This window comes from Novosphingobium sp. BL-S-33, from assembly GCF_056857025.1.
This window is the reverse complement of the sequence record NZ_CM166475.1, coordinates 335,253-358,610: the sequence shown is the minus strand read 5'-3', so window position 1 is coordinate 358,610 and position 23,358 is coordinate 335,253. Positions and strand designations below refer to the sequence as shown.

Genomic DNA, 23,358 nt, shown 5'->3' with positions numbered 1-23,358 from the left:
GAAGCGAAAGGTTCTGGTGTCCGAGCTGCGCCAGTATCTCCAGGATCGTAAATCCCGGCGCACGTGGAGCCTTGCCGCGCGGGACGGCATCATCGCAACGGCCGGTATCCTGCTTGGCTTCACCGGCGCGGGAGCGGGCGACAGGACCTTGATGTTGGCCGCCACTGCCGCAACTGTCGCCGGGGTGCTCGCCGCCGGAGGCGCGGAGTGGTCGGAGGCCGCTTCCGAACGGGAAGCGCAGCTCAATGCACTGGAAGTGGAAATAGCCGAACTCCAGAAGCAGAAGAGCGTCCAGGAAGCCGAAATCGTCGAATATTACCGCAAAAAAGGGCTGAGCCAGGATCTCGCGGTCAGGGTTGCCAGCGAGCTGATCGTACGCTCGCCCTTGAAAACGGCGATGGAAAGCGAGCACGGCATCCTCAAGCTGACCTCACAGGCCGAAGTCGTACTGACCGGCGTATCGGCTGCCATCGCCTACTTTCTGGGCGCCGCCATCCCGCTCGTCATGACCTTCTTCCTGCCAGTCGACATCGAAGCCGAAGTGATTTTCGTGGCGGCCCTCGTATCGCTCACGTTTATTTCATTCATCGGCGCGCGGGTGGGAGACATGGATGTCTCCCGCAACGTCATCCGTACGCTCGTGGTCGGTGTCGGGACTATCGCCATCAGCTACGCCGTGGGAGAAATCGCCTTCTGACGCTTGCCGCCGAATAGCAGTAGCAGAGTGGGCAGCAGCGTCAGCACCAGCGGCGCTCCGATCCCAAGCCCCGCGATGATGGCCGTCGCCAGCGGACGTTGCAGGCCAGAACCGCGCCCCAGCCCCGAAGCCAGCGGCAGCAAGGTCAGTATCGCGATCAGCGCCGACATCACGATCGGCCGTAGCCGCGCCCGGCCCGCTTCCAGCAAGGCAGCGGCATCGACCGGGGCGTCCGGAACCAGTTCGGCCAGATAGAAGATCGCCAGTTCCGTAATCATGCCGATCACCATCGTCAGCCCCATCAGCGCCGAGATGTCGAGTTCTGTGCCCGTCAGCCACAGCCCCACGAACACGGCCGCGGTCGATAGCAGCACCGTTCCGATCACGGCGGCGGTAAAGGCCCAGCGCTCGAACAGTAAAGTCAGCAAGAGGGCCGAGAGCAGCAAAGCGGCAACGAAGACCGTGGTCAGATCCGAAAAGCTCTGCTGCTGCTGGGCGTAAAGCCCGCCGTAATCGACGCGCACGCCGGCGGGCAGGCGCAACGCGGCCACTGCGGCCTGGACTTCGCTCATGCCCGTGCCGAGATCCTTGCCCTCAAGCCGCGCGGTAACCGGAATGAACGGCGCCAGATCCTCGCGCGTGATCTGCCGCTGTCCGGCGGCGATGCTGATCGCGGCAATGGAGCGAAGCGGCACTGTACGGCCATCCGGCGCACGCAGCGTGAGCGCACCGAGAGCGTCCGCACGCTGGCGCAGTTCCTGCGGCAGCCGAACGCGCACATCGATCACTTGTTCGCCCGCCAGTATTCGGGTGGCGATAGTGCCGCCCACTTGCGATTCCACTTGCCCGGCCACCACTGCGGGATCGAGGCCCGCCATGGCCGCAGCCGCGCGGTCGACCTTGATGATGATCGCATCGCCCGCGACCCGCAGCCCGCTTGCCACCTCGACTACGCCGTCGATCTTGCCGAGCGCGGTGACCACTTTTTCGGCGCTCGCCTCCAACTGTGCCGGGTCGTCGCCGAACAGCTTGACCTCGATGGGCTGCGGGACCGCTGTGAGGTCTCCGATCAGGTCTTCCATCAATTGCGCCGTCTCGATCTCAAGCCCCGGAACGCGCGTCTGCACTTTCTCCCGGATATCGGCCATCACCGCTTCGATGTCGCGGCGCGATCCTCCCTTGAGGCGAATGAAGAAATCGCCCTCGTCCGCCTCGGTGAGGCCGCCGCCCAGTTGGACGCCAGTACGGCGCGAATAGCTCGACACTTCGGGCGTCTCGCGGATGATCGTCTCGACCTGACGCAACAGCCGATCGGTATCGTGCAGCGCGGCGCCCGGTTTCGCCCGATAGTCGAGGATGAAGCCGCCCTCGTCCATCACCGGCATGAAGCCGGATTCGAGGTGGCTCCAGGCCAGGAATCCCGCCGCCGCGAGGATCGCCGCGCCCACGCCGGCAACCAGCATGGGCCGCTGGAAGGCTCGCCCTGCAAGCTGATGATACCGCCGCCCGATCACTTCGGTGAAGCGATCAGCCTTGTCGGCAGCCTCGGCATCCTTGCGGGTCAGCCAGCGTTCGGCAACGAGCGGAAGCACGAAGCGTGCGTAGAGCAACGACACGACCAACGCAGAGGTCATCGTCACGGCCAGCGCCTTGAAAAAGCCCCCCGTCACGCCGGAAATGAAGGCAAGCGGCAGGAACACGACGATCGTTGCCATGGTCGATCCGAACAGCGGCCGTGCCATTTCGCGCGCGGCAGCGAGCATCGAGGGGCGCTCGTGCTCCTCACCGGCTTCCTGCAACCGGCGCATCAGATGCTCAAGCATCACAACCGCGTCGTCGACTACCAAACCGACCGCCGCCGCCATGCCCCCCAACGTCATCATGTTAAAGCTCATGCCCAGCGCCAGCAGCGCCAGACAGGTCGCGGCCAACACGGCGGGGAGCAGCGAGGCGGTAATCACCATCAGTCGCCAGCTTCGCAGGAACAGGAACAGCACCAGTCCGGCAAGGATCGCGCCCAGCAGGATCGCATCGCGCACCGCATTCGCGGCGCCGGTCACCAGTTCGGACTGGTCGTAGAAGAAGCTGATCTTCACGTCCGCAGGCAGCGCGGCGCCGTTGAGGCGCGTTTCCACTTCGCGAACGAGCTTCACGGCATCGGCGGTCGGGGTCTGGCGGATGTTGACCAGCACGGCATCGGTGCCGTTCGAGGTAACCCGCGTCCAGGCGGGCGCAGGTGCGCGGCGGATCGTCGCGACCTGACCGAGCGTGGCAACGCCAGCACCGGCCGTATCTCCAGCCTTGATCGGGATCGCGGCCAGATCGCCCTCGCCCGTCAGCCGATTGTCGACAAGCGCGAGGTAGAGTCGGTGACGGTCCTCGATCCGGCCGACGGCGGCGACACTGTTGGCGCTACCAAGCGCCGTCGCCACGTCCGAAACCGTCAGTCCCAGCGCCCGAAGCCGCGCGGGATCGACATCGACCGCGATCTCGGGCGAGGATCCGCCGACAACGTCGACGCCCGCGACGCCGGGCACCGTCGATAGCAGCGGCCGCAATTTGAGCTGCGCCAATTGCGCCAGCGCGACACCGTCGCGCTTGGTCGACGTCAGCGAAAGGCCGAGGACAGGAAAGATCGTCGGGTCCGAACGGCGCACGCTGAAGCGCGTGCCCGCCGGCAAATCGGGCAGGATCGTCGCCAATGCGCCCTGCGCCGCGAGCGTGGCGGCCGCCATGTCATCGCCCCATCCGAAGCCAAGCGCGATCTCGGCCGAGCCCCGACTGGTCGTCGAACGGATCTGGGTGACGCCGGGAATCTCGCGCAGCGCAATTTCGGCGGGGCGCGTGATATCGGCTGCCATCTGCCCAGCATCGCGCTCGCCCGCGTCGATGGCGACGACGACGCGCGGATAGTCGATGTGTGGGAACAGCGTTACCGGAAGGCGCGTTGCGGCGACCAGTCCGGCAAGGGTGACCAGAAATACGCTCAGCCAGATCGATCGCCGGTGGCGCGAGAGAATGCCGCTCACTTGGGGCTGCCCTCGCGCACCTTCATGTCATCCTCAAGTGCGGTTCCGCCCTCCGTCACGACCCGTTCACCCGCTTGCAGGCCCTTGAGGATGCGAATGCGATCCCCGACCGAGCTGCCGGGAAGAACGTCGCGTGCCTTGGCGATCCCACCCTGCACGACGAAGATATAGCTGCGCCCACCATCGTCGAGCAAAGCGGCATAAGGAATGGTAATGCCGGTGATCGCGGCTCCGGCCGACAGGGTCGCGCGTAGCGGCACGCCGGCGGCCGGCGCCAGTCCCTTGGGCAGGCAGACGAACAGCCCCGCAAGCCGCGTGGCGGGATCGACCTGCATATCGACGCCGACGACGCTCGCGGCAACCGAGGCCCCTCCCCCAACGGGCTCTATGCGGATCTCCTGACCCGGCCGGATACGTTGGGCCAGCGCCGGATCGACGCCGAAACGCGCGCGCAGATCGCCGGGCGCGGCTATAGTCGCAAGGACGGTACCTGCGGCAAGTTGGTCCCCGGGTCTGGCCGTGAGGCCCTGCACCGTCCCCGCAATCGGTGCGCGCAAGGCAAGGCCGTTACCGGCAAGGCCGAGATTGGCCCGGGTCGCGCTCGCTGTCTGGGCAGCGGCACGGGCGGTCTCGACGTCGGCATCGCTGGCAAGGCCATCGGCGCGCAGGCGCACCGCGCGCTGGTAGGCGGCCTGCGCCGCGGCGACATCGCTGGCCGCCTTGGCGATCTCAAGCCGCGTGGCCGGACTTGCCTTTAGCGTGGCGATTTCCTGACCTGCGGCAACGGCGGTTCCGGTCGGCGAAACGACCCGCGCCACGATTGCCTCTGCGGGCACGACCAGCGCCTGAATGCTGCCGGGGCTCGCCTCGGTCGCGCCAAAGATGGTGACCTCATCGCTCGACGTACCGCTCTCGGCGGGTGCCGTACGCACTAGCGCGACTGGCTCGGGCGTGGCTCCATCGGCTCCGTCGCCACCGCTTCCGCAACCGGCGAGCAGCAGGCATGAAAGGAGCGGAATACATGCCTTCATCGGGTCCATCCTTCGCTGAGACCACCCGAAAGCAATTCAAGAGCGATGGTCTGCTCTGCGATCTGTTGATCGAGTTGGAGAAGCGCGAGGCGGCGGTCGCGCAGCGCCTGCCCAGTCGTTTCGGCCGTGGCGAGCGCGAGGTCACCCCGTTTCATGGCGCGCTCCGACGCTTCGGCATGGCGCTCAAACGCGGGCATCTCGGCAACAAGCGCTTCGCGTTGACGGCGCAGCAATGCCAGCCCCTGAACCGCCGCGTCGATTTCGGCACGCGTCTGGAACAGCCGCGCATCATATTCCGCGCGAAGCTGCTCGCGCGTCGCCTTGGCAATCGCGATATTGCCGCGATTGCGGTTCCACAGCGGCAACGTGAAGCCGATCGCGGGCCCGGCGGTATAGTTGTTGGCCGTGTCGCGCGCGCCGGCCAGTGTCAGCGACAAGTTGGGAAACTGTTCGAGCACGGCCTTGTGCAGATCGGCTTCGGCTACGCCGTAACCGGCCCGCAAGGCCTGAAGATCGAGCCGGCGGTCGAGCGCCTGCGCGACCAAAGTCTCCGAAGACGGCGGCACCGGCGCCAAAGCGGGCGGCGCGAGCTGAAGCACTGTCCCGGGCGGCAGGCCCAGCAACTGGTTGAGATCGGACTGGGCCGTGGCAAGGTCGCGTTCGGCGGAACGGGCCTTGTCGGTAGCGTCGACAAGCGCCTGACGACGGGCGTCGAGATCTCCGCCCGAAACGTCGCCGCGACCGGCGGCACGTTGGGTCGAGGCAAACAAGCGCTCCGCGGCTGCGGCACTTTCCTGCGCGATGGCGAGTTGCCGGGTCAGGGCCTGAACCCGCACCCCCAGCAGCCGCGCCTGCCCGGCCGTGTTCCATTCGGCCCAGGCCAGATAGAGGCGCACCTGCCGCTTGCTTTGCTCACCCGCTTCGCGCGCGACGCGGGCCGTGCGCAACTGGTTAAGATCGAGCCCCAGTTGCGCGCCGAAGCCGTTGAAGATGTCCGGCCCCGACAGGAGTTTGTCGAAATTGCCCTGAAAACTCGGATCCGGGAGCAGCCGGGCGGCAAAGGCCTGTGCATCCGTCACACCGGTTCCGGCGCGCTGGGCCTTTAGGTCGGGATTCTCAAGCACGGCGATCACCGCCAGCGCATTGGGCGTCAGCGGCGCGCCGAGATCGATGGCTTGCGGTGCCAGAAACGGCCGGTCGATCGCCTGCGCGTCCCGCGTCAGTACGGCCGCATCCGGTGGCGCCAGCACCTGCCCGGCCAGTGATAACGGCGCAGGTTGGTAGCTGGCGCAACCGGCAAGCATTCCGATCGCAAGCAAGGGGAGCAGACGAGTCACGGGCGCGCGGTCAGGCCGGTCGAACGACGAGGATATGGAACGACCCCGGCACCGCTGCCGGACGGCCACCAGCCTGCGCGGGCGAGGCAAACCGCGCGGTCGGCAGGTAGATATTGCCCGTTTCCGGATCGAGCGCACCGGTCCGCGCGCCGACTTCGGTCTTCACGCGGCCGACACGGGTGAAGCTCTCGAGCGAGACGATATCGAGCACCCCGTCCTTCCCGCAGGGTACGAAGGCAAGCCCGCGCGCCGCATCGAGGATCACCGCATCGGGACCCTGCCCGATATCGACCAGCGCCACCAGCTTGCGCGCCTTGGCGTCGACAATCGCCGCCTTGCCATTGGCACAGGCCGAAATCAGCCGCCCGTGCTTGCTATCGAGTGCAAGGCCGGTCGGCCCTTCGCAGCCCGGCATCGCGATGGCTTTTCCGGCCACGCCGTGCGCCAGATCGACCGTCTCGATCTCGCCCAGATCCTCGTCATTAATGAACAGCGTGGCGCCATCGGTGGCCGCATATTCGAGTGCCGGCTTGACCGGGATTGTCCGCAACACACGCATCGCTGTGGTGTCGAGGACAGAGACCGAGCCACTGTCGGAATTCATCACGAAAGCATGCGTGCCATCCGCATCCAGAATGGCCGCGTCGGGCTTCTTTCCGACAGGCACTTTGGCTAATTCACGGCCATCGGCGGCATTGAGAAAGCGAACCGTACCGTCCGTGCCGCTCGTGACCAGCAACCGACCGTCCGCCAGCGGCAGAACGGCGTGTCCGCGCTGCACTTCGCCAATGGAAATTGCGCTGCCGCCGGATGCCAGATCGGCAACCGTCACAGCCCCACCGCGTGCCACATAGAGCCGGTGCGCCGCGGAATCGACGCGCGCGTAGTCCCAAGGACCGTCGGGGCCGGCAATTGCTCCGTCCAGTCGATATTGGGGCGCGGGCGCAGCAGGCGCGGCGGCGGTGGTCAGCAAAGCGGCAAGTAAAGCGATAGTCAGGCGCATTGCACTTCTCCTCGTTGAGGTGCATCTGCTCTGTTCGTGTCGTCAGCGCCAGTCACCGAACCATACATTGGGAAAATACAATGCGGTATAGCGCCGATCCAGCATTAACGATTTGCGCGGCAAGCCAATCTCAGGGAACCGACCGGCCGGATGCATATCCTCCTCGCAGAAGACGACGACGAAACCGCCGGTTTCATTGAGCGCGGCCTTGATGAACTGGGCCATGCAACAACGCGCGTATCAACCGGCGATGGCGCTGTTCGCGCGGCCACGACCACGGCGTTCGACCTGGTCATTCTCGATCGCATGCTGCCCGGACTGGAAGGGCTCGAAGTGCTGCGACGGCTGCGCGCGGCATCGGTGCGCGTGCCGGTTCTGGTCCTGACCGCGCTGGGCGGCATCGCCGACCGCGTTGCCGGGCTGGACGCGGGTGCCGACGACTATCTCGTGAAGCCCTTTGCGCTTGCCGAATTAGCGGCGCGGATCAACGCGCTGATGCGCCGGGTACCGGTGGACGTGGTGACGCGGTACGAAGTGGGCGACATGACGCTCGACATATTGCGCCGTGAAGTGACACGCAGCGGCCGGACGATCCACCTTCAGCCACGCGAATTCGCCTTGCTCGAACAGTTGATGCGCCATGCCGGACGCATCGTCACGCGCACCATGTTCCTCGAACTGGTGTGGGGTTTTCACTTCGATCCGCAGACCAACATCGTCGAAAGCCATCTCAGCCGCCTGCGCACCAAACTGCGCGAGGGTTTTGCCGACGATCCTATCGAAACCGTGCGCGGGGCAGGATACCGGATGCGCCCCGATGGCTGAGCAGCCCCGTCGCAGCGCCGCGTACCGCATCGCCTTTATCTATTCGGCCGCGTTCGCACTGGCGATCCTGCTGCTCGGCATCGCGGTCTATTTCGCCGCGGACGCCGAATTCCGTCGCGCGCGCGACCGCGCGATTTCCGATGAAGTGACCGCGCTGCTCCACGAAGCCGCCGGCGGCAGCCTTATTGCCGAAGTCCGGGAACGCGAGACAGCCAAAGCCACCGATTCCTTCGGTTACGCCCTGTTCGACCCGCAAGGACGGCGCATCGCCGGCGCGCTCGACACGGTGCGACCGGAGCCGGGCTTCGGCATGATCATCTTCCGCGATCCGCAAGAGGGGCGCGACACCGCGCGCGCCAAGACGGTCCAACTGCCCGACGGCAACCGTCTGGTCGTCGCCATCGATTCCGAGACGGTGGAGGATATAAACGCGACGATCCTGATGCTGTTCGGCGCCGCCTTCCTTGTGGTTCTTGTCATCGGGGTCGCGGGCGCGCTGGTGCTCGGCAGCTATCTGCGCCGCCGGCTTGGCGCCATAAGCAGCACCGCGCGCGGGATCGTTGGCGGCAATCTTGACCAGCGCGTCCCAGTGGGCACGCACCGCGACGAGTTTGACGAGGTGGCCCTCGCGCTCAACACGATGCTCGACCGCATCGCCGGGTTGATGGACAATCTGCGGCAAGTTTCGAGCGACGTTGCACATGACCTGCGCACGCCCTTGCTGCGCTTGCGCAACCAGCTCGAACAGGTCGGCACCGTCGAAGGCGCGGCGGCTAGAGCGGTCGAACAGGGAGACGAACTGCTCAAGCTGTTCTCCGCGATCCTGCGCATCACCGAAGTGGAGGGCGGCGGGCTGGCCCACGGCTTCGCCCCGGTCGACCTGTCCGCGCTTGCCGAGGATGTCGGTGAGAGCTTCCTGCCCGCCGTGATCGACAGCGGCCGCAGCCTGAACACCCGCTCGGTACCGGGCGTCTCGGTTCTCGGCGATCGCGAACTGCTGGCGCAGGCACTCGCCAATCTGCTCGACAATGCGATCGTCCATACCCCGCCAGGCACACGGATCACGCTGACACTGGAGGCGAGCGAAGGGCAAGCCCGGCTCATCGTCGCGGACGACGGACCGGGCGTATCGCCCGCCGACCGAACCCGCCTTACCCAACGCTTCTTCCGCAGCGAGGCGAGCCGAACGACGCCGGGCAATGGCCTGGGGCTCAGTCTTGTCGCGGCGGTTGCGGCGGCGCATGGCGGAGACATCGCCATCGGGAGCGAACCCGGCGGCCTGCGGGTTACTCTCACACTGCCTCGAGTAACCCGCAACTCCTGAGGAGCCGTGCATTCGGGAACGCCGCGTAAGCAAAGCCCACGGCAGCGCCCCCGAACGCAATTGTCAGAACGTCAGCGTGACGTCGCCAGTGAAGGCGCGTCCGGTCTGGTAGTAATACTGGTCGAACAGCGCCGTCTTGCCCGGGCTGATGTTGGTGACAGGCCGCGCGTTGAACAGGTTGTTGACCTCCAGACCGATCCGGACCGGCCCGATATCGTAGCGAGCCGAGAGGATCGCGGTGTTGTAGCCATTGCTCTTGTAGGCATCCGGCTCGCCTTCGGCGAACCACTGGCGTCCGATATACTTGTCGATCAGCGAGAAGCGGATCGGACCCTGTTTGTAGAGCACGCCTGCCGCCGCCGTATATTCGGGCGCATTGGCAACTTGCATGCGTGGTTCGTCAGGATTGTTGGTCTTGGCATAGTTGCGCGAAGCGTTGGCAAAGACCGCGATGCCATGGTCGAACGCGTAAGTGATCTGACCTTCGACGCCCTTGTACTGTACGGCGCCCTGGTTGAAGTAGACCACGCCTTCGCTGGCCGGTGCGGTCAGGTCTTGCGCGAACTTGTTGGTGAAGTCGATCTTGTAGACATCGGCGTCGATGCTGAGGCTATGGCCGTGATAGACCGCGCCGGCCTGATAGTTGGTCGAACGCTCGGGCTTGAGCGTCGAGAGGCTGGGGTCCGCGACGTAGAGATAGCTCAGCGGCGGCGCAAGGAAACCGCGCGCATATTGGCCGTAGACCGAAAGCTGCGACGTCACCTCATAGTTGACCGTCGCGAACGGCAGATCGACCGTATAGGTGTTGCTGAGCTTCTGCGGATAGCGGGTCGTCTGGTTATAATCCGCATCGATCCGGCGGTTGAAATTGACGTGCTTGAAGCCAGGCGTAATCTTCAGACCCGCGATCGGCCGCAGTTCGAGTTCGGTGAAGACCTCGGTGTGGTTGGTGTTCGAATTCTGATCGAACTTGATGTTCGCAGGCGTTGCAATGCCGGTTACGGGGTCCTTGACTGCCTTCTCGACGAAGTTCGGGCCGCCGGTGATCAGGTCAACGTCGCGCTGCTGGCGATAGGTGTCCGACCATTCGAGCCATGCACCCGCCGTGATCGCACCGAATCCGAAATCGACGCGGGTCTTCGCGATATTGCCGTACATCCGGTACTGGTTGGTCTTGGTATAGCCAGGAACGCCGAAGGTTTTCGCACCGCCCGGGGTTAGCGTAACCATGTTGGCCTTGGCGATATCGGCCGCGCTCGCCGTCGCGTAGAGCGTTACGTCGTTGCCGCTCAGCGTTTCGTTGTCATAGCTGTAAGTATAGGCGCGATCGTCGAAGGTCGCGAAGGACGAAAGGTTCGCTTCGAACTTCACGATCTCGAAATCGGTGGTCTTGTGGGTATGGTTGTACCCCCAATAAGTCTGCGAATTCGGATCGTTGTTGAGGCTGAAATACTTGCCGAACTGCGCGATCTGGGACTGCGTCGCCCCGTCCTTGTCGGGTTGGTTGAAGTCGTTTTCGTTATAGGTGCCAAGGATGGTTAGCTTAGCGTCCGGCCCGATCGGGATCATGATCTTGCCAAACAGGTTGTTGGACTTGAACGGGCTGTAAGTACGCGCGCCGTCGGAGCCGATGTGCTGGGCGCTCAGCACGACTTCCGCGCCGCCCAACTGCTTGATCGCGCCGCTCTGGACGACGCCGCGCAGCAGCCATGTGTTGTAGCTGCCATAGCTGCCCTTCATTTCGACGCTCGGGTCTTCTCGTGTGGCGCGTGAGAACATGTTGAGATTGCCGCCGAACGTTGCCTGGCCAAGCTGGCTGGCATTGCCAGGACCGCGATCGACCACCAGCGTTTCGACGGTGTTCGACGGGAAGAACGTGTTCGAATGGTGTGTCGGATCGTTGGTGTCGCCGAACGGCACGCCGTCATAAGTGATGTTGTATTCGCCGTCCTGGAAGCCGCGGATCTGGGCCTTGGATTCCGAGAGGCCCACGCCGTTGGCGGCGCCGTAGTTGGAGACGCTGGGCGAGATCAGGGCGATCTGGTTGAAGTCGGCCGTGGCAGGAAGCGAGTCTTCGATGAACGAGCGCGAGACGATCGATTGCGGCTGCGTTGTCTGCAAGGACGCCGTGACGGGCGCGATTTCGTTGGCGCGCGTGGAGGTCACGAGAATGTCGGAGCCCTCGGCAAGGTCGCTCTTCGCCGACGTCTGGTCTTCGTCGCCCACGGGAGGTTTGGCCGCCGCCTCCGCCCTGGCGACACCGGAAAGCATCGGAATCGAGAGGGCGAGCAGGCTCGCGCCGAAAAGGCGCAAATGCGCCCCGGTCTTGCTGGTCATCTTGTGTGTTTTCCCCACGCCGCCATGGCGTGCGACCGCCGCTATGGATGACGTGTGACAGTTTCGTTGCGGAGGCCCGCAGATTGGCGTCTTGTAATGTACATTGGGATAAGCCCCGATGTTCATACGGAATCGAGGTTGAGCCCATAACCTCGAAAAACCGCCATTCACACGCTGACATCGATGCGCCGTTGCCAATCGAGCGCGCCAAAGCTAGATGGATCGCGTCGGAAAAGGCAGACTTGGTCTGGTAAGCCCAAGTCCTTTCGGTAACGAAAGCTCTGGTCTTTGGCCTCGTGCTTGAGATTCCCGCGACGAACCTCGGATGCCATCTGGCCGTCCGACCGTTCGTCCGCGCGGGTTTCGGTTTCGGGAAACGCTCCGGTCGAACATCGACATAGGAGTATTTCATGTCCGTATCCCATTCGCAGCTTTACGATGTCATCATTGCCGGGGCCGGTCCCGTCGGCCTGTTTCTTGCCTGTGAACTGCGACTCTTCGGATGCTCGGTACTGGTGCTGGAACAGGCGCATGACGCGGGCTCACCGCTCAAGCGCCTGCCGTTCGGGCTGCGTGGTCTGTCCGTGCCCAGTATCGAAAGCCTCGATCGCCGGGGGCTTCTCGCCGCGATCGAGGCGCGCATGGTCGATCGCGGTACACCGGCCGCTGCCCACTGGATGCAGCAACCCCGCACGCCCGGCGGTCACTTCGCAGGGATCCAGTTCTTCAAGGATCAGGTCGACGCAAGCCAATGGCCATATCGCCTGCCCGGCCCGCTCAGCACTATTGCGGTCGACATCGAGAGCATCGAGGCCGTACTGGCCGAGCGCGCCATCGCCCTTGGGGCTGAAATCCGGCGCGGCTGCGGCGTCCAAAGCTTCGATCAGTCGGACGAGAACATTACCGTCCGCGCGGGCACCGAGAGTTTTCATAGCCGCTGGCTCGTCGGATGCGATAGCGGGCGAAGCACGGTCCGCAAGATCGCGGGCATCGCGTTTGCCGGCACGGAGCCGGAATTCACCGGCTATTCCGCACAAGTAGAACTGGCAGATCCCGAGAAGCTCCGTCCCGGCCGCCACTACACGGCGACGGGCATGTATACTTGCGCGCCGCCCGGTACGATCGCGATGGTCGATTTTGACGGCGGAGCCTGCCATCGCGCCCAGCCTATCACGCGGGAGCACGTCGAAGCGGTGCTGCGCCGAATCTCCGGCACGGATGCCACGGTGGCGGCGCTTGAACTGGTCACCACCTGGACGGACCGCGCCTGCCAGGCGGCCGACTATCGCAAAGGCCGGGTACTGCTGGCGGGCGATGCCGCCCATGTGCACTCACCTCTGGGCGGACAGGGCCTCAATCTGGGGCTGGGCGACGCGATGAACCTTGGCTGGAAGCTTGCCGCCACTGTCCGGGGCGACGTACCGCTGGACCTGCTGGACACTTATGCGCAAGAGCGGCAGCCCGAGGGCGAACGCATTCTCGACTGGTCGCGCGCGCAAGTCGCCCTTATGCGGCCCAGCCCGAGTTCGCGGGCACTCGAGGCGATCATCCGGGGCCTGATGGAGACCGGCGACGGCGCCACCTATTTTGCCGAGCGTGTCTGGGGCACCGGACTTCGCTACGATCTCGCAGAGGACCATCCGCTTGTCGGCCGCAGCGCGCCTGACTTCGCATTGAGTGATGGTACCCGGCTGAACGAACGCCTCCGCAATGGACTAGGGCTGCTTCTGGATTTCGGAGCATGCGGGTCGCTTCAGGCACTTGCCGGTCAGTGGTCCGGGCGGATCGACTATGTGGCTGCCGATGCGAGGGATCGCTTTGGCCTGAGCGCTCTTTTGGTGCGGCCGGACGGTTTCGTCGCGTGGGCGAGTGATGACGCGGTCGATGGAGACTGTATGGCGCCCGCCCTCTCCCGCTGGTTTGGAAATCCCTGAATCCATCTCATGACATGGGGACGAGCGCGGCATCCCGCTCTCGCCCCCATGACGGTCACCGCTTCAACGGCGGCTCGTTTCAGCTTTGGATGAATTCCAGAAGATCCCGGTTGATCACATCGGCATGCGTGGTCGGCATGCCATGCGGGAAACCGGGATAGGAAATCAGCTTGCCGTGCTTCAGCAGCTTGACCGAGCGAGCGCCGGTGGTGGTGAACGGGCAGATCTGATCGTCCTCTCCGTGCATCACGAGCACCGGTACGTCGATCACCGCGAGATCGTCGTAGAACTCGGTCTCGGACAGAACGCGCACGCATTCCCACTGCGCGATCGCAGCGCCCATCATGCCCTGCCGCCACCAGTTGTCGCGGATGCCCTGCGACACCGCCGCGCCCTCGCGGTTGAAGCCGTAGAACGGGATCGTGATATCCTGATAGAATTGCGAACGATGGTACGCAGTGCCGTCGCGAATGCCGTCGACCACTTCCTTGGGAACGCCATCGGGATTGCGTTCGGACTGCATGAAGGTCGGTGGGATTGCACTGATCAGCACGGCCTTAGCCACGCGGCCCTTCCCATATTTCGCGACATAGCGGGTCACCTCGCCACCGCCGGTCGAATGGCCGATGTGGATCGCATTGGTCAGGCCCAGCTCTTCGACCACCGCGAAGGCGTCCGCAGCATAAGTATCCATGTCATGGCCATCAGAGGTCTGGCTGGAGCGGCCATGACCCCGGCGATCGTGGGCGATCACCCGATATCCCTTCGCGAGAAAGAACATCATCTGGCTGTCCCAATCGTCCGCGCTGAGCGGCCAGCCATGGTGGAAGAACAGGGGCTGAGCATCCTTGCGGCCCCAATCCTTGTAGAAAATCTCGGTGCCGTCCGTTGTCGTGATCGTCGCCATTTTCGTTTCCTTCCGCTTGACCGGGAGAACCCGCGTCCGTCCCGCAGTTGAATACCTACGTCGGATGGAACTGCATCGGCATCGGCGCTTCCGACATTATCGGAGCCAAAACCGACATTCGGGGAATAGGATCTAAAGTGGAGCCGCGCGTTAGTCCGTAAATTTACATGGTAATACAGCATCTTGCCCGACCTGATTGCGCGGACGATAGCAACGTTTGATCACGCAGAAGATGGGTAGTTTTGCCCCCAGAGTACTCCGTAGTTGGACGCCGAATGCGGGCGTTGCCGGTCAGGGGCCGCATTCATCGAGCACGGCCTCGGCAAGGATCAGCGCGTAGTCTCCGTTGCCGTCCGTCCAGAGCCGCGTTTCGTTCCAACCGCCCGCCTGAAGCAGAAGCCGCATCTGTTGCGGTGTGTACTTGTGGCAGTTCTCGGTGTGGATCGTCTCGCCTTCGTCAAGCCGGAACGGCTCGCCCGCCACTTCGAAGCTGACGGCATCCATCGCCTCAAGATGCATCTCGATCCGGGTCCAGCCTGCGTTCCAGACGGCACGGTGGCGAAACGCGCCGACCGGTATGGTCCCCTGCAATTCCCGGTTAATGCGGTGCAGGAGGTTGAGATTGAAGCGGGCGGTAATGCCTTCATCGTCGTCATAGGCGCGGATCAGGCGATCCGTGGATTTCACGGCGTCCATGCCGATAAGCAGATTGCTGCCTGCGCCCAGACTGGCGCGCATCGTTCGCAGCAGATCGACGGCGGCCGAAGGCAGGAGATTGCCAATCGTCGAGCCCGGAAAGAAGCCCAGCACCGGCCCGCCGTCCCGGCTTGGGGGGAGCCGAACTGGATCCATGAAGTTCGCCTCTATCGGTACGATCGTGACTTCGGGATAGTCACGGGCCAGCGCGGCGCAGGATTCCGCGAGAAACGCGCCGCAGATCTCGATCGGTACGTACGTCGCCTGCGGCATGGCATCCAGCAGCATCCGGGTCTTGATCGAACTGCCCGAGCCGAACTCCACAATCATCGGCGCCGTCCCGAGCCGGGCCGCCACCAGCGCCGCACACTGCCGGAGCAAGGCGGTCTCGACGCGTGTGGGATAGTAGTCGGCAAGGCCGGTGATCTGCTCGAATAGGCGCGAGCCTTCCAGGTCGTAGAACCAGCGGGCCGGGATCACCTTGCGCGACTGGGAAAGGCCGTGAAGAACGTCCTTCCTGAACGCGGGGTCGCAGTCATCGGCCTTCCTATCCGGCTGCGGAAGCGGAACGGCGGCGCTGGCCGCAAGGGCGAATTCGAAATCACGGGCATGCATGTCACATGCTCCTTGCAAGGCGCAGGCCCGTGAATTGCCAGCGCTGGTGGGGATGGAAGAAGTTGCGATAGGACGCGCGCAGATGACCGCGCGGGGTTGCGCAGCTGCCCCCCTTGAGCACGAACTGGCCGGACATGAATTTGCCGTTGTATTCGCCGACAGCGCCCGGTGCCGTCTGGAAGCCGGGCCATGGGCGGTAGGCCGATCCGGTCCATTCCCAGACATTGCCAAACAGCGAAGTGAACCGGTCCGCCCCGTGCTCGGCGCGCGGCATCACGGGCGCGGCGTGGTCGAGTTGAACGCCTGTCCCCGGATCATAATCGCGGGCAGCCGCTTCCCATTCCTGCTCGGTGGGAAGGCGGCATCCCGCCCACGCCGCAAAAGCCTCCGCCTCGTAGAACGAGATGTGTGTGACGGGGCTTTCATGATCGACCGGCAACCATCCGGAAAGCGTGAAATGCTCCCATTCCCGCCCCTCCCCGCGCCAATAGAGCGGCGACGCCACCCCCTCGCGCCGAGCCCAATCGAGACCGTCCGACAGCCAGAGCGTGGCCGTTTCGTACCCCTTGTCGAGGATGAACTCGATCCACTCACCGTTGGTTACCGGACGGCTTGCAAGAGCATGCGGGGCGAGCCACGTCGAATGCCTCGGCTGTTCGTTGTCGAAGGCAAAATCCGGTCCGTCATAGCCGGCGTCTACGCGGCCCTGAGCGCCTTCGATCCAGTGCATGGGTGCCGCCCTGCCCGGCCCTTCGCTCCCGCTCTGCACCCGATAGACGGGCCCCAGCGGATTGAGCGCAAACAGGTGCTTGATATCCGTCAGCAACAGTTCCTGATGCTGCTGCTCGTGCTGGATGCCCAGTTCCAGCAGATCACCGTGCCGTTCGACAAGCTGCGGCAGAACCGCGACCATCGCCTCGTCAACGCGGCGGCGATAGTCGACGACTTCGGCAAGCGTGGGGCGGGTGAGCATGCCGCGTTCGGGGCGCGGCAGTCTTGCGCCTTCCGCCTCGTAGTAGCTGTTAAAAAGGAAGGGCCAGCGCTCGTCGTAGAGCCGGTAACCCGGCACCTGATCGCGCAACAGGAACGTTTCGAAAAACCAAGTCGTATGCGCAAGATGCCATTTGGCGGGCGAGGCATCGGGCATCGATTGTGCAGCCGCGTCGGCCTCGTTCAATGTCTCAACCAGTTCCAGCGTCAGCGCGCGGACTGCCAGAAAACGCTCGCGAAACGCGCTGTGAGGCAATGTACCGGATCGTCCCGGCCCGGTCCGGCTCGGCAAGCTTGTCATGCACGGCTCCAATTGTAGGTGGCCTGAAACATGCCCCTCCGGGGTCATCAAAGACAAACTAAGCGCGGCTCAGTGCGTTCCCAATCACGCGCAAGTCGCGGACACTCGAACAACGCCAGGCAGCAGAATCTTTCAAAATCGAACGGCGAACATATCGCACCGATAGATCGCGAATATTACGCCTTGTCGGCACCTATCCACGCGTGTGCGTCAGCGGTCGAGCAGTTCGCGAACCTTCGAAGCAAGGTTCTTCATCGTGAATGGCTTTGGCAGAAGCTCCACTCCTTCGTCGAGACGCCCGCCGTGCATGATCGCATCGCGGGTATATCCCGAAGTGAACAGCACCGCGAGCCCTGCCTGACGTTCGCGTGCCAGAAACGCCAGCTCGCTGCCCGACATGCGCGGCATGACCACGTCGGTCATCAGCAGCCGGATCGGCTGTTCGTGCCGCGCCAGCATGCCAAGCGCCGAAGCGCCGTCATGCGCCTCGATCACGCCGTACCCAAGATCCCGCAACGCACCCACTGTATAGGCCCGCACATCGTCATCGTCCTCCACCACCAGGATCGTTTCGGATGGGCTTCCCATCTCGGCCGAGGCGATGAGCTGATCGCTGGACTGTTCCGCTTCGGCAATGCTGCGGGGCAGATAGAGCGAAACGCACGTCCCCGCGCCGGGCCGCGAGGCGATCTGGATGCCGCCGCCCGACTGCTTGGCAAAACCGTAGACCATGGACAGTCCAAGGCCGGTGCCCTTGCCGACTTCCTTGGTCGTGAAGAACGGATCGAACACCTGACCCAATGTCGTCTCGTCCATGCCGGTGCCGGTATCGACGACATCGATCGCCACATAATCACCGGCGGGAATTTCTCCGCCCGGATCGGTCGGCGACGCTGCAGCCGTATCCGACAGGGAGCGGTTCCGTGCCGTGATGCGCAGAGCCCCACCCTCGGGCATGGCATCGCGGGCATTCACCGCCAGATTGAGGAGCGCGTTTTCAAGCTGGTGGGGATCGGCCTCGATCGTCCAGATCTCGTCGGATGCATCGACGGTGATTGCGATGGCTTCGGTGATCGTGCGCAGCAGCAAGTCCGACATGCCCGCCAGCAATTCGGGTACGTTGACCGCACGCGGATCGAGTGGCTGCCGGCGCGAAAAAGCGAGCAACCTGTGGGTCAGTGCGGCAGCGCGCTCGGCGCCTTTCATCGCATTGTCCAGCGCGCGCCGAATGCGCGGGTCTGCAGAGGACTCGGTCCGCCGTATCGCCATGTCCACACTGCCCATGATGATCGTGAGCAGGTTATTGAAATCGTGGGCTATACCGCCCGTCAATTGCCCCACCGCTTCCATTTTCTGGGCCTGGCGAAGCGCCTCTTCGGCCTGCCTGCGCTCGGCCACTTCCATGGCGACGCGGTGCTCCAAAGTGTCGTTGAGATCTCTCAGCGCCGCCTCCTGAAGCTTGGCATAGGTGACGTCGTAGATAACTCCGAGGAGACGGTAACCCGAACCATCGGCATCGCGCAGGACTTCGCCGCGCCGCGCGATCCAGCGCCGTTCGCGGTCTTCCCCCCGGCAGACCTGAAACTCGCCGCCCAGACTGTCCGGCGGGGCAGCCTGACTGCCCTCGGGAATGAGCAGCGGCTCACCCTCGCACAGCACTGCATTGATGGTTCGCACCGGCAGCCGATCGGCCGGGTGCAGGCCCAGCAGCCTGCAAAACTCGCTGGAAACCGAAACCGTGGCGAACCCATCGCTATATTCGAACGTGCCGACCCCGCCCGCGCTCTGGGCGATGCGCAGCCGCTCCTCGGTGCGCTTGCGCTCGGTGACATCCACCAGCAGGCCGGTGAAGCGGACGGGCTGATCGTCATCATCCAGATGGCTCTGCCCGCGCCCATGCATCCACAGCACCGCGCCCGATGGGGAGATGACACGGAATTCCTTGGAGAACAGCGCGGCCCCCGCCAGCATCCCGGCTACGGCAATGCGGATACGTGGGCGGTCTTCGGGATGGATGGCGCGAAAGAAAGCCGAAGTCTCGAACCCGGCGGACAAGTCGTCGCCGGGCAACGCGTACAATTCGGCAAAACGATAGTCGACGTAGAGCCGCTCGCCGACGATATCCCAATCCCAGGAACCGCTGGCGCCCGCTGCCGCAAGCACCGCGCGCAGCTGATCCTGATTCAGGGATTCCCTAGGTTCAGGCATCGTCGCCAACGACGCCCGCGATGAATTCGTCAAGCAGTTCCTTCAATGTCGCCAGCGAGGGAATGTCCATCAGCATCGCGATATAGCCTCGGATGTCCCGCATCCGCACTGCAAAGTCGATATAGAGGAACAGCACCAATCCGCCATTGCCGCCGCGTTCGTCGACCTCGAACAGCATGGCGCCATTGCCGCGCAGCACTTCCGGGATCGTCATCGACAGCGAGCGGCGCAGCATGTTGGCCATCGTGGCAAGGCAGGAGTTCAGGATGACATTGCCGGTTTCCGCCAGCGCCTCGTGCTCCATCTCCAGCACTTCCTCGGCGCTGAGTTCACCGCCGGTGACGGCGCGGACCAGTTCGAGACTGTTGGTTTCGGGGAAGATCAGCAGGGCCCGGCCTGAAAACGGCCCGGAAAAATCCTGCCGGACCGCGACAAGATCCACCACCTCCCGCTCGCTGATGAGGCGCGCCGCCCGGCTCTGGCTCACCACTTCGATCGACGGGACCGAAAGCAGGACCTGATCCCCGATCATCTTGCGCAGGCTGGACGCCGCCCGGCTGACGCCGATGTTGACGATCTCCGTCAAGGCATCGCGTTCGAGTTCAGAGAGTTCAACCTGCTCAGGTGTCATGCCTTGGCCGTTCTCAGCTTCAGCGCTGCTCCGGACACGAAGCCGGACAACGCCTCACTGGTAACCGGCTTGGCGATAAAGGCAGCGCCCACTTCGCGGGCCTGAGAGATGATCTCGTCCTGGATGTTGGCTGTGATGATCGCAATCGGCATGTCAGGCCTCATAGCGCGCAACTCGGCCGCGAGTTCCAGACCGTTCTTCTCGCTCATGTTGAAATCGACCAGAGCGACATCGACTTTTTCCGTTTCGAGCAGTTCCAGCGCCTGTGCCGCGCTGCCCGCCTCCACTTTCTGCCAATCGGGCTGAAGTTTCCCGAGCGCCTTGGCCGCCACGATCCGCGCCAATTTGCTGTCATCGACAATCATCACACTCACCGACACTTGCGACTCCTCCTTTTATAAATTCAGCTGACTATTTCGGTCTATGTCCCGCCCGATTAGGGGCCGGCATTGATTTGTTCGGAAGCTGAAACCCCGAGAATGGGCAGAACGAGGTTCTTCAGAAAAAGATCCTTCGGAAAGCCCTCAAGCGCGGGGCAACATAGCAGCAGGATCTGCACTACCGCAAAATGGGCGCCTTCCAATTCACCCAGATGGACCACGCGCCCAGCATCTTCCTGCAAGGCCACCAGCAAGGGCTCCGCATCTTCGACGGGACAGTGCCCAACAAGCCGGATCGCCGGGCCATCGACTACCACGCTCATGCCAGCAGCTCCGGCAAATCGAGCACCAGCAGCACAGTGCCGTCCGAGTGAACCGTGGTTCCGCCCACCGCCGGAAGCGCGGAAAGCAGGCCGCTGCGTTCGCGCACAGGCGCATCTAGCCGGTCCCCCAGCGCATCGACCCGAAGCGCCATCGGCTCCCCGCCGGCATCTGTCACCACCAGACGCGCCACCGGCGAGACTATCTCGTCATGCCCGAGCAAGGCGCCCAACGCCACGACCGGCACTGTGCGGTCGCGTATGATGCAGGCATTGCCCTGCCCCAGCGCCTGGATCTCGGTGGCATCGAGACGCAGCGTCTCGACGATCTGGTCCATTCGCAGACCATAGCGCTCGCCCGCCACCGAGACGGTGAGCAGGCGCGTCACAATGGCGTTGAGCGGAAGTTGGATCGTCAGCCGGGTACCCTGCCCGGGTTCGCTTTCGATATCGATGGTGCCCTGAAGCCGCTCTACCGCGCGTTGCACGGCATCCATGCCGACGCCCCGCCCCGACACGTCGGTCACCACTTCGCTGGTGGAAAATCCCGGCGCGAAGATCAGCCGAAGCACCTGCCGCTCGCCAAGGTTTTCGGCCGTTTCCGCAGCGATTATGCCCTTGGCGACCGCAGCTTTTCGGATCGTGACCGGATCGATGCCCGCCCCGTCATCGACGAGCGTGGCCACCAGCCTATCCCCCCGCCGCGCAAGTTCCAGTGCCACTTTGCCTTGCGCGGGCTTGCCGCTGCGAAGACGTACTTGCGGGGTTTCGATACCGTGGTCGATCGCGTTGCGGACAAGGTGGAGCAGCGGTTCAAACAGGCCCTCGGCGATCTGCTTGTCCACCTCGATCCCGTCGCCCGACAGCTCGAACGCGACGTTCTTGTCAAGCGCAGAGGCCAGTTCGCGCGCGAGCCGGGGCAAACGCCGGAGCACCGGTTGCAGCGGCACAAGGCGCACGTCGGCCACCGTGGCCGCAAGCGTGCCGACCGCGCGCGCCAGGCCGCTCTGGATCCGCCGCAGTTCGTCGGCCAGCGCCCGGTCGACCTGCTGAGCCTGCCGGGTCACGCCTTCAAGGCCGTGCATGGCAACCGCAAGTTCCCTGACTTCCGCCGCCAACGTGTCCAGTTTGTCCGCCGGAACCCGCAGCATGGTCGCCCGGTCCGCCGAAGTGCTTGCCAGCGTTTCGGCCAGAGCCTCCGTCAGCGCGGAGCCGGACGGCCGCGCGATCTGGGCGAAAGAGACTTGATCCGGGACCATCCGGAACGCGCCCTGAACGGCCTTGAGCGTGCCCCTGGAGACACCAAGAATGCCCATAACGCACTTGAAGGGCTCGATGTCGGCGATTTCCGGCGTTTCGGTGCTGCGAACCACATCGATGGCCAGAAGATCGGGGACTCCCGCCACGAGTGCCAGCGGATCCTCTCCCCGAAAGAAGCATTCGGAATCGGGAATATAGCGAAACGCGGTTGCGGCGCCGTCCAGATCCCGAAACCTGCTGTCCGCCAGCATCGCCCCGAGCCAATCGGGCGCATCGGCTGTTTCCGACGGCCCGGTTTCGGACTCGGTTTCAGACGGCCGCTCGCCGTCTTCCGCCTCATCGTCCTGCAAGCTCTCCGCCAGAGTGGCGGCGCGCGCTTCGGCGTTCGCAGGGAGGGCGCCGCCGTGCTCCATCTCGTCGATCCAGCGGTCAAGCTGGTCGATCACCGCGACCAGCGTCTCCAGATCGTCCCCGCCCATCGCCATCCGCCCGCCGCGCGCGCGATCGAGCCGGGTTTCGGCCGTGTGGAGCAGGTGTTCCGCCGGGCCCATGTCGAACAGGGCCACCGATCCCTTCAGGGTATGGACCGTGCGGAACAGGCTGGACAGCACCTCGGATCTGGCCGGATCGCGCGACAGCAAAGCGAGGTCGCCATGCGCCTGGGCGACAAGTTCGCGTCCCTCGATCAGAAATTGTTCGAGCAGCTCGTCCATCACGGCCGACGATATACGATCGCGTCGTCAAGGCGAACGAGATTGAAGCGCGTGTCGATCCGCGCCATCGATTCGCTATGCCCAAGACACAGGAAACCGCGCGGCAGGAGCGCGTTATAGAGGTGTCCCGCAGCGCTCGCCCGCGATATTTCGTCGAAATATATCAGAAGGTTCCGGCACAGGATGACGTCGAACCGCCCTTGCGACGCCACGGCCGCCGCGTCCACCAAATTGACGTGGGTGAACTGTACGGATTCGCGCAAATCCTTGATGATGCGCCGCTGATGGTGCCGCTCGGGCTCGAAGTAGGCCTCGCGCGCGGCTTCGGGCAGCCGCGCCAGCGCCCGCTTGCCATAGTGCCCGTCCCGCGCCGAGGCGAGCGCGTGGGTATCGATGTCAGATCCCACGATCTCGACATGATAGGCATCGACCATTGCCCAGTTTTCCAGCAGCCAGATCGCGATCGAATAGGCTTCCTCGCCATGGGCGCAGGGCATCGACCAGATGCGGATGCGCCCGCCCGGCGCTTTCGTGGCTGCCAGTTCGGGCAGGATCGCATTGGCGAGCGCGGCGAACTGGTTATCTTCGCGGTAGAAATAGGATTCGTTGATGGTCACCGCGTTGATGAGCGCCTGACGCTCCGCCTCGTCGCCCATCAGGCGGCCGAAATAGGTGCGCATGTCAGCGCTGCCGGTGCGCCGGATGCGCTCGATCAGCCGCCGCTCGATATAGTAGGCCTTCTTCTCGCTGAAGACCATTCCGGTCCACATGTAGAGCAGCGTGCTGACCTGCGCGATGTCCTCATCGGTGGGCGGCATAT

Annotated in this window: 18 protein-coding genes; 4 read left to right on the top strand and 14 right to left on the bottom strand. The window is 64.1% G+C overall.

From position 1 onward, the window contains the following. The first annotated feature begins 16 nt into the window (after positions 1–16). Positions 17–697 (top strand): VIT1/CCC1 transporter family protein, encoded by a 681-nt coding sequence (locus AC1VVM_RS18415; RefSeq protein ID WP_207904653.1) that lies wholly within the window; start codon positions 17–19, stop codon positions 695–697. Here the strand turns inward: AC1VVM_RS18415 and AC1VVM_RS18410 are convergent. The 4 genes from AC1VVM_RS18410 to AC1VVM_RS18395 are packed head-to-tail and all read right to left on the bottom strand — an operon-like array spanning position 670 to position 7,097. Beyond that, on the bottom strand, positions 670–3,726 hold the full coding sequence (locus AC1VVM_RS18410) for an efflux RND transporter permease subunit (RefSeq protein ID WP_482957035.1): 3,057 nt from the start codon (positions 3,724–3,726) through the stop codon (positions 670–672). The two genes, AC1VVM_RS18415 and AC1VVM_RS18410, sit on opposite strands and share 28 nt — an antisense overlap. Then, on the bottom strand, positions 3,723–4,757 hold the full coding sequence (locus tag AC1VVM_RS18405; RefSeq protein ID WP_482957034.1) for an efflux RND transporter periplasmic adaptor subunit: 1,035 nt from the start codon (positions 4,755–4,757) through the stop codon (positions 3,723–3,725). The genes AC1VVM_RS18410 and AC1VVM_RS18405 overlap by 4 nt, the downstream gene beginning before the upstream one ends. Beyond that, the gene (locus tag AC1VVM_RS18400; protein ID WP_482957033.1) at positions 4,754–6,094 is read right to left on the bottom strand and encodes a TolC family protein; all 1,341 of its coding nucleotides are present in this window, start codon (positions 6,092–6,094) and stop codon (positions 4,754–4,756) included. The genes AC1VVM_RS18405 and AC1VVM_RS18400 overlap by 4 nt, the downstream gene beginning before the upstream one ends. Before the next feature lie 10 nt (positions 6,095–6,104). After that, positions 6,105–7,097 (bottom strand): YncE family protein, encoded by a 993-nt coding sequence (locus tag AC1VVM_RS18395; protein WP_482957032.1) that lies wholly within the window; start codon positions 7,095–7,097, stop codon positions 6,105–6,107. A 150-nt stretch (positions 7,098–7,247) separates the two neighbouring features. Between AC1VVM_RS18395 and AC1VVM_RS18390 the strand changes: the two genes are divergently transcribed. Beyond that, a complete protein-coding gene (locus tag AC1VVM_RS18390) occupies positions 7,248–7,922 on the top strand; it encodes a response regulator transcription factor (RefSeq protein WP_132386079.1) in 675 nt (224 codons plus the stop codon). Then, complete coding sequence (locus tag AC1VVM_RS18385) at positions 7,915–9,246, top strand: sensor histidine kinase (RefSeq protein ID WP_482957031.1); 1,332 nt, start codon at positions 7,915–7,917, stop codon at positions 9,244–9,246. The genes AC1VVM_RS18390 and AC1VVM_RS18385 overlap by 8 nt, the downstream gene beginning before the upstream one ends. Before the next feature lie 63 nt (positions 9,247–9,309). Here the strand turns inward: AC1VVM_RS18385 and AC1VVM_RS18380 are convergent, their stop codons facing one another. Beyond that, entirely contained in the window at positions 9,310–11,583 is a 2,274-nt protein-coding gene (locus AC1VVM_RS18380; protein WP_482957030.1) for a TonB-dependent receptor, read from the bottom strand. Between the two features lie 410 nt (positions 11,584–11,993). On the opposite strand from AC1VVM_RS18380, the gene AC1VVM_RS18375 reads away from it, so the two are divergent. Beyond that, the gene (locus tag AC1VVM_RS18375) at positions 11,994–13,517 is read left to right on the top strand and encodes an FAD-dependent monooxygenase (RefSeq protein WP_482957029.1); all 1,524 of its coding nucleotides are present in this window, start codon (positions 11,994–11,996) and stop codon (positions 13,515–13,517) included. A gap of 79 nt (positions 13,518–13,596) precedes the next feature. On the opposite strand, the gene AC1VVM_RS18370 is transcribed toward AC1VVM_RS18375, so the two are convergent. The 9 genes from AC1VVM_RS18370 to AC1VVM_RS18330 all read right to left on the bottom strand — a co-directional run bounded on the left by AC1VVM_RS18370 (position 13,597) and on the right by AC1VVM_RS18330 (position 23,356). Beyond that, a complete protein-coding gene (locus tag AC1VVM_RS18370; protein WP_482905237.1) occupies positions 13,597–14,424 on the bottom strand; it encodes an alpha/beta fold hydrolase in 828 nt (275 codons plus the stop codon). Positions 14,425–14,715: 291 nt separating this feature from the next. Then, complete coding sequence (egtD, locus tag AC1VVM_RS18365; protein ID WP_482905236.1) at positions 14,716–15,735, bottom strand: L-histidine N(alpha)-methyltransferase; 1,020 nt, start codon at positions 15,733–15,735, stop codon at positions 14,716–14,718. A 1-nt stretch (position 15,736) separates the two neighbouring features. Continuing rightward, positions 15,737–17,026: an ergothioneine biosynthesis protein EgtB gene (egtB, locus tag AC1VVM_RS18360; protein ID WP_482957028.1), complete on the bottom strand. Its 1,290-nt coding sequence runs from the start codon at positions 17,024–17,026 to the stop codon at positions 15,737–15,739. 210 nt (positions 17,027–17,236) lie between these two features. Next, entirely contained in the window at positions 17,237–19,234 is a 1,998-nt protein-coding gene (locus tag AC1VVM_RS18355) for a hybrid sensor histidine kinase/response regulator (protein ID WP_482905234.1), read from the bottom strand. Continuing rightward, on the bottom strand, positions 19,227–19,865 hold the full coding sequence (locus tag AC1VVM_RS18350) for a chemotaxis protein CheX (RefSeq protein ID WP_482957027.1): 639 nt from the start codon (positions 19,863–19,865) through the stop codon (positions 19,227–19,229). Before AC1VVM_RS18350 ends, AC1VVM_RS18355 begins: the two co-directional genes overlap by 8 nt. Then, positions 19,862–20,230, bottom strand: a complete 369-nt coding sequence (locus AC1VVM_RS18345) for a response regulator (protein ID WP_482957349.1) — start codon at positions 20,228–20,230, stop codon at positions 19,862–19,864. The genes AC1VVM_RS18350 and AC1VVM_RS18345 overlap by 4 nt, the downstream gene beginning before the upstream one ends. Before the next feature lie 71 nt (positions 20,231–20,301). Beyond that, positions 20,302–20,568 carry a hypothetical protein gene (locus AC1VVM_RS18340; protein ID WP_482957026.1) on the bottom strand — a complete coding sequence of 89 codons (267 nt, stop codon included), beginning with the start codon at positions 20,566–20,568 and terminating at the stop codon, positions 20,302–20,304. After that, entirely contained in the window at positions 20,565–22,538 is a 1,974-nt protein-coding gene (locus AC1VVM_RS18335) for a chemotaxis protein CheA (RefSeq protein ID WP_482957348.1), read from the bottom strand. The genes AC1VVM_RS18340 and AC1VVM_RS18335 overlap by 4 nt, the downstream gene beginning before the upstream one ends. Next, on the bottom strand, positions 22,538–23,356 hold the full coding sequence (locus tag AC1VVM_RS18330) for a CheR family methyltransferase (protein ID WP_482957025.1): 819 nt from the start codon (positions 23,354–23,356) through the stop codon (positions 22,538–22,540). Before AC1VVM_RS18330 ends, AC1VVM_RS18335 begins: the two co-directional genes overlap by 1 nt. Positions 23,357–23,358: the final 2 nt, after the last annotated feature.